We start from the raw sequence: 14150 nt of genomic DNA, 5'->3' as shown, positions 1-14150 counted from the left end.
GGCGTGGTGAGGGGCTTGTCGAGCCCTGGCGTGGTGAGGGGCTTGTCGGGCCCTGGCGTGGTGACGGGCTTGTCGAGCCCTACGCGGTGACCGGCCGCGACCAGGACGGGGCGGTCCCCGTCACCCGGCACAGGGCCAGATACAGCGGTATCGGCGGGGTGTACGGCAGCGTGCCGTCCGGGCGGTGGATCAGTTCGGGCAATTCGGGGACGTCCGGGACGACCGCGCCGGTGGCGTAGTGCGCCGGGGCCGGCCATTCCAGGGCGTGGTCGGAGTCGGACGGCACCAGCCACCACCAGTGCGTCGCGTCGGCGTACACGCAGCCCGTGCGGGGCAGCCGGGGCATGACCAGCGGGCCGAGACGGGCGGGTACCGCGACCGCGTCGCAGCCGAGCGGGGCGGTCATGCCGTCGGGCACGGGCAGCCGCAGAGCCGGGCCCGTCGTCCGCAGCTCGCGCCGGAGCCGGGCCAGCGTGTCGAGGTTCAGGACGCGGCCACCGCGCCCGGGGCTCATGCAGGCCCTCGCTTTCGGCGTCGCTCCTGCGCCGGGACTTCATGAGCGGGGACTTCCTGAGCGCCCTGCGTACGGCGCGTCCGGCGTGCTCCGTCCCCGTCGCCCGAGTCGCCCGAGTCGTCGGACGGCCCCGGCTTCGGGCGGGTGCCCCAGCCCAGGTCGTTCCGGGGCTCCGCCGGGTCGTGCGGGGTGTCGGCCTTGCGCGGCAGCTCGGCCCAGACCAGCAGCCCGGGGCCGTGCTCATGGGCACCCCAGGCGTCGCAGAGGGCGTCGACGAGAAGCAGTCCCCTCCCGTGCTCCTCCTCGGGCCGGGTGCGGCCGGCCGCATGGGGCTGACCCGGAGCGCAGCCCTCGTCACGCACGGCTATCCGCACCAGGTCGCCGCCGTCGTGCAGCTCGCACACTATGTGGGTGCTCGCCGTGTGCACGATGGCGTTGGTGACCAGTTCGGACACCACCAGGGCCGCGCTGTCGCACGTGTCCTCGCACACCGACCAGCCGGTCAGCCGGGCCCGCGTCAGACGTCTGGCCTGTGCGGGAGACCCCGGATGTGCGGCCAGCTCGAAACGGAACCGGCGCTCGGCAGCGGCCCCCACGGGGCCTGCTTCCGGGCTGGCACCCAGACCGTAAGGGCCTGCGGCGGCGTCTGTTCCTAAGGGCGCGGACGGAATCACGCTTGCCACTATCGCCCCGCCGTGAACACTTGGCAAGTGTCACTCTGAAAATTGCAGAGTGCTGTGTGACGGTCTGGAAGGCCGTGGCACACTGCTCGCAACAGCACCCCGTGCGGCGCCAGTTGAAGCTGTCGAAGTTTTGTTCGGAACATCTGTTCGGGTGGCCGGCTCTTCGAATAGGTCTTCGCATGGCGCCGCCGGACTGTCAGCTTCTTCTGTGGCCGGTCGTCAGAACTCTTGGTGGAGGTGGAGCGTGAGCGAACCGCGGTCCGCTCCGACGGTGGGTCAGGTCGTCCTCGGCCGGCGCCTGCTGGACCTGCGCGAACGCGCGGGGATGAAGCGCGAGGAAGCCGCCCGCATCCTCCGCGTCGCCCCCGCCACGGTCCGCCGTATGGAGATGGCCGAGGTCGCGCTCAAAATCCCCTACCTCCAACTCCTCCTGAAGGCCTACGGAATCTCCGACGAGGAGGCAGACGCCTTCGTCCTGCTGGCCGAGGAAGCGAACAAACCCGGCTGGTGGCAGCGTTTCCACGACATCCTGCCCGGCTGGTTCTCGATGTACGTGAGCCTGGAGGGCGCGGCCGGCGTCATCCGCAGTTACGAGCCCCATTTCGTCCCCGGGCTGTTGCAGACCGAGGACTACGCGCGCGGTGTGCTCCGCTCGGGCGCCGTCGGCCAGACCCGGCCCGAGGACATCGAGCGCCATGTCGCCCTGCGGATGCAGCGCCAGGAACTGCTCACCCGCAAGGACGCGCCCCGGCTGTGGGTCGTGATGGACGAGACCGTGCTGCGGCGCCCGGTCGGCGGCCCGGAGGTGATGCGCGCCCAGATCGACCGGCTGCTCGAGGCCACGGAACTGCCCCATGTGACGTTGCAGGTCGCCCCGTTCGCGACCGGGCCGCACCCGGGCACGTACGGGCCGTTCGTGCTGTTCCGATTTGCCATGCCCGAACTGCCGGACATGGTCTACAGCGAGTACCTGACCGGCGCGGTCTACCTCGACGCGCGCGCCGAGGTGGCGACCCACCTCGAGGTCATGGACCGCATGGCGGCGCAGGCCGCTACGGCACAACGCACGAAGGAGATCCTCAGGGATCTCCGCAAGGAGCTGTGAATGGATCGCATCAAGCCGCGCAAACACGTCTACAACGGCATGCCCGCGCGCGACTTGGGCAGCGAAGGCTGGCACAAGCCGTGGAGCGGCGGGAACGGCGGGAACTGCCTGGAGGCGATGAAGCTCGCCGACGGCCGGATCGCCGTCCGGCAGTCCACCGACCCGGACGGTCCGGCGCTGATCTACACCACCGACGAGATGACGGCCTTCATCGAAGGGGCGAAGGCGGGGGAGGCGGACTTCCTGCTGTCCTGACGCGATTGCCTTTCTGACGCTCGACTTTCTGACGTTCGACTTTTCTGACGCTCGACTTTCTGACTGTGGTGCTGAATTGACCATCCTTTGTGCCTTACGGAGTGCCTCATGACCGGGCAGGACCCCACACCGGCCGTCCAGATCGACACGACCAGACCTCACCCCGCGCGGATGTACGACTGGTACCTCGGCGGCAAGGACAACTACCCGGTCGACGAGGAGATGGGCCGGCAGATGCTCGCCCTCGACCCGAGGGTGCCAGTCATGGCGCGGGTCAACCGCGCGTTCATGCACCGGGCCACGCGCTGGCTGGCCGCGAACGGCGTACGGCAGTTCCTGGACATCGGCACCGGCATCCCGACCGAGCCGAACCTCCACCAGGTCGCCCAGGAGATCGCCCCCGACGCCCGGGTCGTCTACTGCGACAACGACCCCATCGTGCTGGCCCACGCGGCGGCCCTGCTGCGCGGTACGGACGAGGGGGTGACCGAGTACCTCCAGGCCGACGTGCGCGACCCGGACGCCATCCTGGAGGGCGCGAGGAAGGCTCTGGACTTCTCCCGGCCCGTCGCGCTGTCGCTCATCGCGCTGCTGCACTTCGTCTCCGACGACGACGGCGCGCACGACCTGGTCCGCCGGCTGCTCGCCGAACTGCCCTCCGGAAGCCACCTGGTCATCACCCACGCCACGGCCGACTTCACTCCTCAGGAGTCGAAGGCGGCCACCGAGAAGCTCCGCGCCGCCGGCGTCACCCTGGCCCTGCGCTCCCGCAAGGAGTTCACCCGCTTCTTCGACGGCCTCGACCTCGTCGAGCCCGGCGTCGAGGTGCCCCACCGCTGGCACCCCGAACTGGGCGAGCCCGTACCGGGGCAGGACGACGGGGTGATTCCGGGGTACGGGGCGGTCGCGCGCAAGCCGTAGCTCCAGGTGGTCGCGCGCAAGCCGCAGCTCCACGCGGTCGCGCGCGCCGTAGCTCCTCGCGCTTCATGGGCCGGTCACGGCGGCGGCAGTGCACGGCACAGCGCCTCCAGGGCCGGTCCGTACGCGTGCTCGGAGGGCGTCGCGTACCCCACGACGAGGCCGTCGCCCGCCGCCATGTCCGTGTCCGGGTGCCGGAACGCGGCGAGGCCGTCCAGGGCGATGCCCTGCCAGGAGGCTGCCTTGACCGTGGACGCCTCGGTGCCGGGCGGCAGCCGCAGCACCGCGTGCAACCCGGCCGCGATACCGGTGGCCTCGACGTGCGGCGCGTGCTCGGCGAGCGCCGCGACGAGCCGGTCCCGCCGGCCGCGGTAGCGCTGCCGCATCCGCCGTACGTGACGGTCGTAAGCCCCGGAGACGACGAAGTCCGCGAGGCTCAGCTGGTCGAGGACGCTCGCCCACGCTTCCCGGTCCCCCTTGGCGGCCAGGACGGCGTCGACGTACCGCTCCGGGAGCACCATCCAGCCCAGCCGCACCGCCGGCGACAGGCTCTTGCTGACCGAGCCGATGTGGATCACGTGCTCGGGGTCGAGGCCCTGGACCGCGCCGACCGGCTTGCGGTCGTAGCGGAACTCCCCGTCGTAGTCGTCCTCCAGGAGCAGCCCGCCACGCGCGCGTGCCCAGTCGATCACGGCGGACCGGCGCGCGGGGTGCAGCGGCCCCCCGGTCGGGAACTGGTGTGCCGGAGTGAGCAGCACGGCCCGTTCGCGCCCCAACCGGTCGACCCGGGCGCCGTCTTCGTCGAGGGGGAGCGGCACGGTCCGCACCCCGGCCGCCGTGAGGATCTCCCGGTGGAATCCGAGCCCGTACGCCTCCACCGCCAGGGGCCCGCGCAGCACGCCCCCGCCGAACAGCAGCCGCAGCGCGTGCGCGAAGCCGGAGCAGATCACGATCCTGCCCGGCTCGGTGCGCACCCCACGCGCGCGTGCCAGGTACTCCGTGAGTGCCTCCCGCAGTTCGATCCGGCCGGCCGGATCACCCGGGCCGAACACCTCGTTGGGCGCCTGCTGGAGAGCCCTGCGGTAGGAGGCCAGCCACGCGGTGCGCGGGAACGACGAGACGTCCGGCGTGCCCTGCGTCAGGTCGTGCCGGGGTCCACGCGCGCGTGGAGGTGCCTTTCGGGGCACGCGGGCCGGGGGCCGCAACAGCCCGGCACGCTCCGCGACCCGCGTGCCCGAGCCCTGCCGGGCGGTGAGCCAGCCCTCCGCGACGAGTTCCGCATAGGCGTCGGCCACCGTGTTGCGGGCGACGCCGAGATCGGCCGCGAGCGAGCGGTACGGCGGCAGCCGGGTGCCTGGAGCGAGCCGCCCGCCGCGTACGGCCTCCCGCAGGGCCCGGATCAGCGCCGCGCGCCGCCCGCCCGGTCCGGTCAGCTCCAGATGCAGGTCGGACCCGATCCGTTCCGCCGAATTGACCCACGAATCCACCATGAAAATGCACCCTACAGTGGGTCTTTGCGGCCCGTAGGTTGAAGGACATGACGACGCACCCGAGCACGAACAGCACGCAGGTGAAGGCGCCCCGGCTGGAGTTCGCCAAGTCCGCCCCGAAGGCCTTCCGGGCCCTCGTCGCCTTCGACGCCGCCGCCCGCGAGGGCCTCGATCCGGCCCTCGTCGAACTGATCCAGATCCGCGCCTCGCACCTCAACCACTGCGCGTACTGCCTGCACATGCACACCAACGACGCCCGCAAGGCCGGCGAGAGCGAGGACCGGCTGCACATGGTCGCCGTGTGGCGTGAGGCCCGGCACTTCTTCACCGAGCGGGAACAGGCGGCCCTCGCCCTCACGGAGGCGATGACGCTCGTCGCCGACGCGGGTGTCCCCGACGAGGTCTACGCGGAGGCCGCCGCGTTGTTCGACGAGCGCGAACTGGCCCAGGTCCTCGCCCTCATCTGCACGATCAACACCTGGAACCGGGTGGCGCTGTCGACGCGGAAGGTGGCGGGGACGGACGAGCGGTGATCGGCCCGTCGGGGGGGGGAGAGGGGGAGAGGGGGGACCGGACCGGCCGTACGCCTAGACCGTCATGGGCCGGTCGTACGGTCCGATCGGCGCCGGGAGCCTCGAACTGCCCGTCAGATGGCGGTCGACCGCCGCCGCCACGGCCCGCCCCTCGGCGATCGCCCAGACGATGAGCGACTGGCCGCGGGCGGCGTCTCCGGCGGCGAACACGCCGGGCACGTTCGTGGCGAAGCCGGCGTCGCGCGCGATCGTGCCGCGGGGCTCCATGTCCAGCCCCAGCTGGTCGACGAGCCCGTCGTCGCGGTCGGGCCCGGAGAAGCCGAGGGCGAGCAGCACGAGGTCGGCGGGGAGTGTCCGCCCGGTGCCCTCCATCGGGCGGCGCCGCGCGTCCACCTCGACCAGGTGCAGTGACCGCACACGGCCTTCCTCGTCACCGTCGAAGCGCAGCGTGGACGCCGCGAACAGCCGCGCGTCCGCGTCGGCCACCGGGGCCGTCCGCAGGTCCCGGGCCTCCTCGTGCGCGGCGGACAGCCGGTAGACCCGCACCGGGTACGTCGGCCAGGGCTCCCTGTCCTCGTCGCGCTCGGTGTCCGGCAGCGCGTAGATGTCCAGCTGCGTCACGGACGCGGCACCCTCCCGGACGGCCGTGCCCAGACAGTCGGCCCCGGTGTCGCCGCCGCCGACGATGACGACGTGCTTCCCCGCGGCCGACAGCGGGGACGTCTCCAGATCGCCCTCGCGCACCCGGTTGGCCAGCGGGAGGTACTCCATCGCCTGGTGAATGCCCGTCAGCTCCCGCCCCGGCACGTCGAGCTCGCGCCACGCGGTCGCGCCCGTGGCGAGCACCACGGCGTCGTAGCGGGTCCGCAGGTCGTCGGCCCCGATGTCCCGCCCGACCGCCGTCGACGTACGGAACTTGGTCCCCTCGGCCCGCATCTGCTCCAGCCGCCGCTCCAGATGGTGCTTCTCCATCTTGAACGAGGGGATGCCGTACCGCATCAGCCCGCCGAGCCGGTCGTCCCGCTCGTACACGGCGACCGTGTGCCCCGCCCGGGTCAGCTGCTGGGCCGCCGCCAGCCCGGTGGGCCCGGAACCGATCACCGCGACCGTCTTGCCGGACAGCCGCTCCGGCGGCCTCGCCGGTGTGAAGCCCTCCTCCCAGGCACGGTCGGCGATCGCGCACTCGACGTTCTTGATGGTGACGGCCGGCTGGTTGATCGCCAGCACGCATCCCGTCTCGCAGGGCGCCGGGCACAACCGGCCGGTGAACTCCGGGAAGTTGTTCGTGGCGTGCAGCCGGTCGGCGGCCGCCCGCCAGTCCTCCCTCGACACCAGGTCGTTCCACTCGGGGATCAGGTTGCCCAGCGGGCAGGCCTCGTGGCAGAAGGGGATGCCGCAGTCCATGCAGCGGTCGGCCTGCTTGCTGATGATCGGCAGCAGCGCCCCGGGGACGTACACCTCGTCCCAGTCCCGGACCCGCTCGTCGACGGGCCTGCGCGGCCAGTCCTGGCGGGGGGTGGTCATGAAGCCCTTGGGGTCGGCCATGGCCGTCTTCCTTGCGTGCGCGTGTGACAGGCCGTGCGTCGTCGGTCGGCGCTCCTACCGGCCACGATACGTCCGCGGCGGCAGCCCCGCAGAGGGGCGGCCACGCACGCAGGAGGGCGGGACACGGGGCGCGGCCGAGCGCGGCCGGCGCGTCTGCCGGCGCGCTCAGGTGAGTGCCAGCACGTATGCCACCGCCGCCCCCGCCGAGGCGGCCGTGCGGATGTGGTTCCACATCGTCCACTCGCGCACATACACCGGCCAGTACGCGGCCGCCTCCGAGGTGCCCGGCGCGAGCTTCAGCAGCGCGTCGTTGCGCGGCACGTTCGCGACCATGGTGACCCCGAACGAGCCGAACAGGTACAACGCGCTGCCGACCAGCAGCTCCACCGTCCCCTCGTCCGGCCACAGCACGAACGTCACCACGGCGATCACCGCGCACAGCACGGCCGACCCGAGGAACACCGCCATGAAGGGCGGTCTCACCGCGGCCACGTTGATCGCGTTCATCGCGGCGACCCCCTGCGCGGGCGGCACCGTGGCGAGGCCCCGCATGACGAAGGTCGAGAAGCCGCAGAACACCCCGGCCACCAGGCCGGTCCCGAGCACACCCAGCACCGTCAGCACGAAGTACGGTCCGTCGATCATGTCAGCCTCTCCCGCCGTCGAGCCGGGATCCTGCCCCGGCGCCGCTCCTCACCACAAGTGAATTCCCGTACGAGAACAGTGACCATGGCCGAGTGGCGCGGGGCCATACGCGTACGTCCACGGCCCACCGGTGGCCGGACCACGCGAGGGTCACCCGTCCACCGATCGACCGGCTGACCGATTGACCAGTTGACCGGCTGACCGGCCGATCGACCGGCCGGCCGGCCCGGCTCACCCGGTGGAGCCGAGCCGCGCCTCGGTCCATCCCCTCAGCACCGTCTCCACCACCGCCGCGATCCGCCGTCGCGCCTCGTGCCGCGGTACCCCGCTCATCAGCAGCCGGTCGTACGGCGTGTCCAGATGCCGTACGGACGCCACGACCGCCGACGTCACCGCCCCCTCCGTCAGCGCCCGCCCGGCCGCGCTGCGGCCCACCCGCCCGCTGCCCCGCTCCGAGGCGTGCGCGGCGATGTCCCGTGCACGGTCGGCCGGACAGCCGGGAAACAGCCGCTGTATCTCCGCCGCGAACGCCTCGGCGAACCGGGCGTCCTGGGCCGCCCGCCGCCGCGCGTCCCGCACCCGGCGCCGCCGTCGCGCCTCGGCGTCCGCCAGACACCGCTGCTCGGCCCTGGCGAGTGCCGCCTCCTCGACCAGAACGCCCTGCCGCTCGTAGCGGCTCTTGCGCCGGTTGAACCGCACGACCACCGCCGACAGCGCGCTCTCCTCCCGCGCTCTGCGCGTCAGCGCGGTGTCGCCGCGCGGCAGGAACACCAGATGTGCGAGGTCGGCACAGTCGAGGCAGCGCGGGGTGGCGTCCTCCAGGACGAGCAGCGGCAGCGGCCCTCGCCGGCACTCGGCGCAGTGCCGCCGCTTGAGGGGCTGGAAGACGAGCAGTCCGGTGGGGGTGCGGGGCGGGAGTGTCGCGTGCGGGGCCATACGGCGGTCCGGGACCATAGGGGGTTCCTTCCCGCCGACGGCGGCGCGCACCGCGTCCGCCGGGGAGACCTCGGCGGCCTCGGCGCCTCCGCTTCTGCCGCGTCCTTCCCGGTGTCCGTGGCGTTCGCCGGCCTGACACGTCCTGCCGCGGCCTGACGCATCATGGGCCGTGTGCGACTCGAAGCGATCACCTGGGACCGGCTCGGCGACACGCTCGCCGAGCGCCTGCTCGACCTGAAGCCCGCCGACGGCAGTCCCTGGCCGCGCATCGCCTTCGACGGCGCCCCGGCCGCCCGCCCGGGAGACCTCGCCCGCCGGGTCTCCGAGGCGCTGCGCATACGCGGCCGCTCCTCGCTCGTCGTGGGCACGGAGGGCTTTCTGCGCCCCGCCTCCGTGCGACTGGAGTACGGCCACCGGGACGTGGAGTCCTACTACAGCGGCTGGTACGACACCAGCGCCCTGTGGCGCGAGGTGTTCGGCCCGCTCGAAGCCGGGGGTGACGGCCGTGTCCTGCCCGATCTGTGGGACCCGGACGCCGACCGGGCCACCCGCAGCCCCTACGTCCAACTCCCGCCCGGCGGCGTGCTGTTGCTGCACGGTCCCTTCCTCCTTCGGCACTGGTTCCCCTTCGACCTGAGCGTCCACGTCCTGCTCTCCCCGGGCGCCCTGCGCCGCCGTACGCCCGAGGCCGAGCACTGGACCCTGCCGGCCTTCGAGCGCTACGAGCAGGAGACCGACCCGGCGGGCACGGCCGACGTCCTGGTACGGGCCGACGATCCGCGCCATCCGGCATGGGGCGGCTGAGTCGCAGCCCTGTCCGCCGGGGGGCTCGGGGGCCGCTGTTCCGTGTGCGGGCGCCGGGTGACGCGGCGAGAATGAAGGGCGCCGGGACTCGCGGTGCCTCCCGCGCCGCGCCGGCCGTCCGGCACCGGGAGGTACTCCATGACCACCGCCGGAGACATCATGCACCGCGGCGCCCAGTGGATCCCCGCTCACGAAACCCTCGACCGCGCGGCCCAGCTCATGCGCGAACTGAACGTCGGCGCCCTGCCCATCAGCGACGAGAACGAGCGGCTCTGCGGCATCCTCACCGACCGCGATATCGTCGTCGGCTGCGTCGCCATGGGCCACGACCCCGCCGAGGTCACCGCGGGGGAGATGGCCAAGGGCACGCCTCGCTGGATCGACGCGGACGCCGACGTCGGCGAGGTGCTCCACGAGATGCAGGAGCACCAGATCCGCAGGCTGCCCGTCATCCAGGACAAGCGCCTGGTCGGCATGATCAGCGAGTCCGACCTGGCCCGGCATCTGGCGGGCGACCAGATCGCCTCCTGGGCCGAGAGCGTCTACGCCAGGAGCACCCCGCGCTGAGCGCGCCTCACCCCGCCACGACCCCGCAGGTCACGGCCCTCGTCACAGCCAGCCGCTGCGCCGGAACCCCCGGTACAGCGACAGGCACGCGATGGATATGACGCCGATGACCATGGGGTAGCCGTATCGCCAGTGCAGCTCCGGCATGTGGTCGAAGTTCATGCCGTACACCCCGCAGACCATCGTCGGCACGGCCACGATCGCGGCCCACGCCGTGATCTTGCGCATGTCCTCGTTCTGCGCGACCGTGACCTGCGCGAGGTGCGCCTGGAGGATGGAGTTGAGCAGTTCGTCGAAGGAGGCGATCTGCTCCTTCGCCCGCAGCAGGTGGTCCGAGACATCGCGGAAGTAGGCCTGTATCTCCGGGTCGACCGCCCGGATCGGCCGGGTGGCGAGATCCTCCAGCGGGCGGCTGAGCGGCACCACCGCCCGCTTCAGCTCCAGGAGTTCACGCTTGAGCTGGTAGATGCGCCCCGGGTCGGCCCGCGCGCCGGTCTCCGCGAACACGTCCGCCTCGACCTGGTCGATGTCCTCGTGCACCGAGTCCGTGACGGTCAGGTAGTCGTCCACCACGTGGTCCGCGATCGCGTGCAGCACCGCGGACGGGCCCTTGGCCAGCTGGTCGGGGTCGGACTCCAGCTCTTCGCGCAGCGGGCCCAGCGAGCCGTGCCGGCCGTGCCGCACCGTGATCACGAAGTCCTTGCCGACGAAGACCATGATCTCGCCGGTGTTCACCACCTCGCTGGTGGCCGTGAGTTCCTCGTGCTCGACGTAGCAGACCGTCTTGAACACCGCGAAGAGCGTCTCGCCGTAGCGCTCCAGCTTGGGGCGCTGGTGGGCCTCGACGGCGTCCTCCACGGCCAGGGGGTGCAGGTCGAAGAGCTCGGCGATGCCCGCGAACTCCTGGTCGGTCGGCTCGTGCAGGCCGAGCCAGACGAAGCCCTCGCCCTTCTTGCGCACCCACTCCATGGTGTCCTCGAGATCGCCGCGCGCCTCGGTGCGCGCACCGTCCCGGTAGGTCACGCAGTTCACCACCGAGGAGCCCAGCGGGGAGCGGGCCGGGTGACTCAGGTCGACGCGCGGGCGCCGCCGGGCCAGCCGAGCCACCTTGCGGAGGCCGCCGACCCCGCCGAGGCTCGTGACCTTGCGCAGATTCCCTGCCATGGACATCTGCATCTCCTTGCGTGGAGCTCCTCGCGCCGTCCCGCGCCTTGCCGCGTCAGTCTGCCAGGCGGACGTGAGCTGCGGGTAAGCCTGTGGAAACGGCTCGTTCCGCTTTGTTCCCGGCTGTGGATGACCGACTCCGGGTGCCCTCGCCCCCAGACGTTCGGGGTGTCCTTGTCCTCGAGACTTCGACGCGTGCCGGCGCCGGGCGGTTCTCCGCACCGGAGCGTCGACCATCACGGACAAGTCAGATAAATGGGATGATCGCGGCATGACGCGAACCGACGGGTACCTCCTCGACAACCGGCAGACCGAGGCGGCAGAGCACTTCAGCGCCTTCGCCGCTCTCTTCGACCCCACGACGTTCCGGCATCTCGAAGCGCTCGGCATCGGATCCGGCTGGCGGTGCTGGGAGGTCGGAGCGGGCGGCACCTCCGTGGTGTCCTGGCTGGCGAAGAAGGTCGGCCCGACCGGACGCGTCGTCGCGACCGGCACCGACACCTCACGGCTCGTCCCCGCTGCCCGGCCCCCCGTGGAGGTGCGCGTGCACGACCTCGGCGCCGAGGAGCCGCCGGGGGAGGGCTTCGACCTGGTGCACGCCCGTCTCGCCCTCGTCCACGTGGCCGACCGGGCACGGGCCATGCGGTCCATGGTCCAGGCCCTGCGCCCCGGCGGGCGCATCCTCGTCGAGGACGCCGACCCCGCCCTCCAGCCGCTGCTCTGCCCCGACGAGCACGGCCCCGAGCAGCAGCTCGCGAACCGGCTGCGGCACGGCTTCCGCAGACTGCTCGCCGACCGCGGCACCGAACTCCCCTGCGGCCGCGTCCTCCCGCGGCTGCTCCGGGAGGCGGGCGTGACCCGGGTGCACGCCGACGCCTACTTCCCGGTCGCCTCGCCGGCCTGCGCCGCCCTGGAGTCCGTGACGATCCGCCAGATCCGCGACCAGCTCGTCACCGCCGGCCTCGCCACGGACCAGGACATCGACCGGCATCTCGCGAACGTCACGTCCGGCGCCCTCGATCTGACGACGGCTCCGATGATCTCGGCGTGGGGGCGCAAGCAGTAGTCAGAGGTGGTGCGGCGCGCCGGGTATCAGCCGGGCAGGGGCGGTCGGCCGCCCACCTGTTCCACCGCGCTCGCACCCGCCCGGCAGCCCTCTTCCGCCGCCTCCTCGGGCCCGGCACCCGCGAGCAGGGCGGCGAGGAACGTGCCGGTGAAGGCGTCACCGGCGCCCGTGGTGTCCCGTGGCGTCACCGGTACGGCGGGGACGCGGGCGCACACCTTCCCCGAGCGGGCGACGAGCGCCCCCTCGTGCCCCTGCTTGGCCACCACCAGCGGCACTCGCAGGCTCAGCTCGGCCGCCGCGTCGGCCGCGTCGGTCAGCCCCGTCAGCAGGCATGCCTCGTCCCGGCTGGGCAGCAGCACGTCCACGCCCTCGACGAGCCCGAGGAACCGCCCGGCCCCCAGCTCCCCGAGGAAACCGGCCGACGCGGGGTCGAGACTCACCGGCACGCCACGCGCGCGTGCGCCTTGCAGAGCCACCGTCACCAGGGCGCGACTCGGCTCGGAGAACAACAGATAGCCCGACAGGTGCAGCCGGGCCACGCCGTCGAGCAGCGCGTCCGACCAGTCGGCGGGTTCGAGCCGCAATGACGCGCCGCTGTCGGTGAGGAACGTCCGCTCCGCCGAAGCGCCCGCGTCCACCAGGCAGATCACCGTGCCGGTGGGCGCCCGCGGGTCCACGACGAGCCGCGGGCGCACGCCCTGGGCCACCAGCTCACGCTCGTGCCAGGCCGCGGCATCCGCCCCCACGCGCCCCAGCAGCCGCACCTCCGCCGCGCCCCGGTGTGCGGCCCAGCACGCCACGTTGGCACCCGCCCCGCCCGGCACCGTCCGGATCGAGGCAGCCGTGTCCGTACCGGCGGCGAGCGGCCCCGCATGCCGCGCGACGACGTCCGTGATGACGTCCCCGACGACCAGCAGCGCCCCGCCGCCTGCCGAGGTCCCCGCCCGGCCGGCTCGGCCTGCCGCCCCGCGGTCGGCCCCGGCCCGGGTCATCCCCGCGCCCAGGCCGCCGCGATCCGCGCCGCCAGGCGTACGTTGCCGCGGACCGCCGCCAGATTGGCGCTCAGGGAGGCACCGTCGGTGTGCCGCACGAGGTAGTCGAGCAGGAACGGCGTGACGGCCTGGCCGGTGATTCCCTCCTCCTCACACGCGTGCAGCGCGTCCGTGAGCACGCGCGCGTGCAGCTCCGGATCGAGCTGCTCCTCCTCGGGGACGGGGTTGGCGACGATCAGCGCCGACTCCGGCCCGGCGAGCGCGTCCTGGGCGCGCATGACGCCCGCCACCTCCTCCGGCGTCCGCAGCGTCCAGTCCACCGGATGCCCCGAGTCGGACAGATAGAAGCCGGGGAACCGGTCGGTCCCGTAACCGGCCACCGCGACACCCAGCGTCTCCAGCCGCTGCAAGGTCGCCGGCACATCCAGGATCGACTTCACCCCGGCACACACCACGGTGATCCGCGCCCGCGCCAGCAGCCCCAGATCGGCCGACTCGTCCTGCGTCACCGTCCACTCCCGGTGCACGCCGCCGAGACCGCCCGTCGCGAACACACGCACGCCCGCCAGCGACGCCAGCAGCGCCGTCGCCGACACCGTGGTCGCCCCGCTCACCCCGGAGGACACCGCGAGCGGCAGGTCGCGGTGGCCCAGCTTGCGGATGCCGTCCTCGTTCGCCACCCGCTCCAGCTGCTCCTTGTCCAGCCCGACGTGGGGCCGCCCGTCCAGCACGGCGATCGTCGCGGGCACCGCGCCCTCCTGCCGCACCGCCGTCTCCAGCTCCAGCGCCACCTGGAGGTTGCGCGGCCGCGGCAGCCCGTGGGCGATGATCGTGGACTCCAGGGCCACCACGGGCCGACGCGCGTCGATCGCCTCCCGCACCTCTTCTGACACCACCAGCACCACGCGCCTGCCTCCTGTCGGTCGGTCTTCC

16 protein-coding genes are annotated in these 14150 nt (G+C 72.7%); 7 read left to right on the top strand and 9 right to left on the bottom strand.

What is annotated here, in order from left to right; genetic code table 11:
* Window positions 1–79: 79 nt before the first annotated feature.
* Together ACZ3I3_RS03055 and ACZ3I3_RS03050 are read right to left on the bottom strand one after the other, a co-directional pair.
* Window positions 80–514 (bottom strand): hypothetical protein, encoded by a 435-nt coding sequence (locus ACZ3I3_RS03055; RefSeq protein WP_467362065.1) that lies wholly within the window; start codon window positions 512–514, stop codon window positions 80–82.
* Window positions 511–1224 (bottom strand): ATP-binding protein, encoded by a 714-nt coding sequence (locus ACZ3I3_RS03050; protein ID WP_467362063.1) that lies wholly within the window; start codon window positions 1222–1224, stop codon window positions 511–513. Before ACZ3I3_RS03050 ends, ACZ3I3_RS03055 begins: the two co-directional genes overlap by 4 nt.
* A 217-nt stretch (window positions 1225–1441) precedes the next feature.
* Here ACZ3I3_RS03050 and ACZ3I3_RS03045 point away from each other — a divergent pair, with 217 nt between their 5' ends.
* The 3 genes from ACZ3I3_RS03045 (at window position 1442) to ACZ3I3_RS03035 (ending at window position 3478) form a co-directional block, all read left to right on the top strand.
* Entirely contained in the window at window positions 1442–2302 is an 861-nt protein-coding gene (locus tag ACZ3I3_RS03045; protein ID WP_467362061.1) for a helix-turn-helix domain-containing protein, read from the top strand.
* A complete protein-coding gene (locus tag ACZ3I3_RS03040) occupies window positions 2303–2557 on the top strand; it encodes a DUF397 domain-containing protein (RefSeq protein WP_020277664.1) in 255 nt (84 codons plus the stop codon).
* A gap of 108 nt (window positions 2558–2665) precedes the next feature.
* Window positions 2666–3478 carry an SAM-dependent methyltransferase gene (locus tag ACZ3I3_RS03035; RefSeq protein ID WP_467362059.1) on the top strand — a complete coding sequence of 271 codons (813 nt, stop codon included), beginning with the start codon at window positions 2666–2668 and terminating at the stop codon, window positions 3476–3478.
* Window positions 3479–3552: 74 nt separating this feature from the next.
* On the opposite strand, the gene pdxR is transcribed toward ACZ3I3_RS03035, so the two are convergent.
* On the bottom strand, window positions 3553–4965 hold the full coding sequence (gene pdxR / locus ACZ3I3_RS03030) for a MocR-like pyridoxine biosynthesis transcription factor PdxR (protein ID WP_467362057.1): 1413 nt from the start codon (window positions 4963–4965) through the stop codon (window positions 3553–3555).
* 47 nt (window positions 4966–5012) lie between these two features.
* On the opposite strand from pdxR, the gene ACZ3I3_RS03025 reads away from it, so the two are divergent.
* Window positions 5013–5498 (top strand): carboxymuconolactone decarboxylase family protein, encoded by a 486-nt coding sequence (locus ACZ3I3_RS03025; protein WP_467362055.1) that lies wholly within the window; start codon window positions 5013–5015, stop codon window positions 5496–5498.
* 54 nt (window positions 5499–5552) lie between these two features.
* On the opposite strand, the gene ACZ3I3_RS03020 is transcribed toward ACZ3I3_RS03025, so the two are convergent.
* From ACZ3I3_RS03020 to ACZ3I3_RS03010, 3 genes are all read right to left on the bottom strand, one after another.
* On the bottom strand, window positions 5553–7043 hold the full coding sequence (locus tag ACZ3I3_RS03020; RefSeq protein ID WP_467362053.1) for a glutamate synthase subunit beta: 1491 nt from the start codon (window positions 7041–7043) through the stop codon (window positions 5553–5555).
* Between the two features lie 165 nt (window positions 7044–7208).
* Window positions 7209–7688, bottom strand: coding sequence for an anthrone oxygenase family protein (locus ACZ3I3_RS03015; RefSeq protein ID WP_467362052.1), 480 nt, complete (start codon window positions 7686–7688; stop codon window positions 7209–7211).
* 231 nt (window positions 7689–7919) lie between these two features.
* Window positions 7920–8624 (bottom strand): DUF2293 domain-containing protein, encoded by a 705-nt coding sequence (locus ACZ3I3_RS03010; protein WP_467362706.1) that lies wholly within the window; start codon window positions 8622–8624, stop codon window positions 7920–7922.
* A gap of 171 nt (window positions 8625–8795) precedes the next feature.
* Here ACZ3I3_RS03010 and ACZ3I3_RS03005 point away from each other — a divergent pair, with 171 nt between their 5' ends.
* Both ACZ3I3_RS03005 and ACZ3I3_RS03000 read left to right on the top strand, forming a co-directional pair.
* Window positions 8796–9428 (top strand): nucleoside/nucleotide kinase family protein, encoded by a 633-nt coding sequence (locus ACZ3I3_RS03005; protein ID WP_467362051.1) that lies wholly within the window; start codon window positions 8796–8798, stop codon window positions 9426–9428.
* Window positions 9429–9566: 138 nt separating this feature from the next.
* Entirely contained in the window at window positions 9567–9995 is a 429-nt protein-coding gene (locus ACZ3I3_RS03000) for a CBS domain-containing protein (protein ID WP_467362049.1), read from the top strand.
* Window positions 9996–10037: 42 nt separating this feature from the next.
* On the opposite strand, the gene corA is transcribed toward ACZ3I3_RS03000, so the two are convergent.
* Window positions 10038–11165, bottom strand: a complete 1128-nt coding sequence (corA, locus tag ACZ3I3_RS02995; RefSeq protein ID WP_467362047.1) for a magnesium/cobalt transporter CorA — start codon at window positions 11163–11165, stop codon at window positions 10038–10040.
* 265 nt (window positions 11166–11430) lie between these two features.
* Here corA and ACZ3I3_RS02990 point away from each other — a divergent pair, with 265 nt between their 5' ends.
* Window positions 11431–12225, top strand: a complete 795-nt coding sequence (locus ACZ3I3_RS02990) for a methyltransferase domain-containing protein (RefSeq protein ID WP_467362046.1) — start codon at window positions 11431–11433, stop codon at window positions 12223–12225.
* Between the two features lie 26 nt (window positions 12226–12251).
* Here the strand turns inward: ACZ3I3_RS02990 and ACZ3I3_RS02985 are convergent, their stop codons facing one another.
* Window positions 12252–13217, bottom strand: coding sequence for a carbohydrate kinase family protein (locus tag ACZ3I3_RS02985; RefSeq protein WP_467362044.1), 966 nt, complete (start codon window positions 13215–13217; stop codon window positions 12252–12254).
* On the bottom strand, window positions 13214–14119 hold the full coding sequence (locus tag ACZ3I3_RS02980; RefSeq protein ID WP_467362704.1) for a pseudouridine-5'-phosphate glycosidase: 906 nt from the start codon (window positions 14117–14119) through the stop codon (window positions 13214–13216). The genes ACZ3I3_RS02985 and ACZ3I3_RS02980 overlap by 4 nt, the downstream gene beginning before the upstream one ends.
* Between the last annotated feature and the right edge of the window lie 31 nt (window positions 14120–14150).

The sequence above is a fragment of the Streptomyces sp. NPDC016851 genome (assembly GCF_055562795.1).
The sequence above is the reverse complement of the archived record's forward strand: the minus strand, read 5'-3'. Positions and strand labels throughout refer to the sequence as shown.

What these genes read in the sequence shown, in the direction of transcription:
- ACZ3I3_RS03055 (WP_467362065.1), bottom strand. Translation starts at nt 514, where the DNA reads ATGAGCCCCGGGCGCGGTGGCCGCGTCCTGAACCTCGACACGCTGGCC.
- ACZ3I3_RS03040 (WP_020277664.1), top strand. Translation starts at nt 2,303, where the DNA reads ATGGATCGCATCAAGCCGCGCAAACACGTCTACAACGGCATGCCCGCG.
- ACZ3I3_RS03035 (WP_467362059.1), top strand. Translation starts at nt 2,666, where the DNA reads ATGACCGGGCAGGACCCCACACCGGCCGTCCAGATCGACACGACCAGA.
- pdxR (WP_467362057.1), bottom strand. Translation starts at nt 4,965, where the DNA reads ATGGTGGATTCGTGGGTCAATTCGGCGGAACGGATCGGGTCCGACCTG.
- ACZ3I3_RS03025 (WP_467362055.1), top strand. Translation starts at nt 5,013, where the DNA reads ATGACGACGCACCCGAGCACGAACAGCACGCAGGTGAAGGCGCCCCGG.
- ACZ3I3_RS03020 (WP_467362053.1), bottom strand. Translation starts at nt 7,043, where the DNA reads ATGGCCGACCCCAAGGGCTTCATGACCACCCCCCGCCAGGACTGGCCG.
- ACZ3I3_RS03015 (WP_467362052.1), bottom strand. Translation starts at nt 7,688, where the DNA reads ATGATCGACGGACCGTACTTCGTGCTGACGGTGCTGGGTGTGCTCGGG.
- ACZ3I3_RS03010 (WP_467362706.1), bottom strand. Translation starts at nt 8,624, where the DNA reads ATGGCCCCGCACGCGACACTCCCGCCCCGCACCCCCACCGGACTGCTC.
- ACZ3I3_RS03000 (WP_467362049.1), top strand. Translation starts at nt 9,567, where the DNA reads ATGACCACCGCCGGAGACATCATGCACCGCGGCGCCCAGTGGATCCCC.
- corA (WP_467362047.1), bottom strand. Translation starts at nt 11,165, where the DNA reads ATGTCCATGGCAGGGAATCTGCGCAAGGTCACGAGCCTCGGCGGGGTC.
- ACZ3I3_RS02990 (WP_467362046.1), top strand. Translation starts at nt 11,431, where the DNA reads ATGACGCGAACCGACGGGTACCTCCTCGACAACCGGCAGACCGAGGCG.
- ACZ3I3_RS02985 (WP_467362044.1), bottom strand. Translation starts at nt 13,217, where the DNA reads ATGACCCGGGCCGGGGCCGACCGCGGGGCGGCAGGCCGAGCCGGCCGG.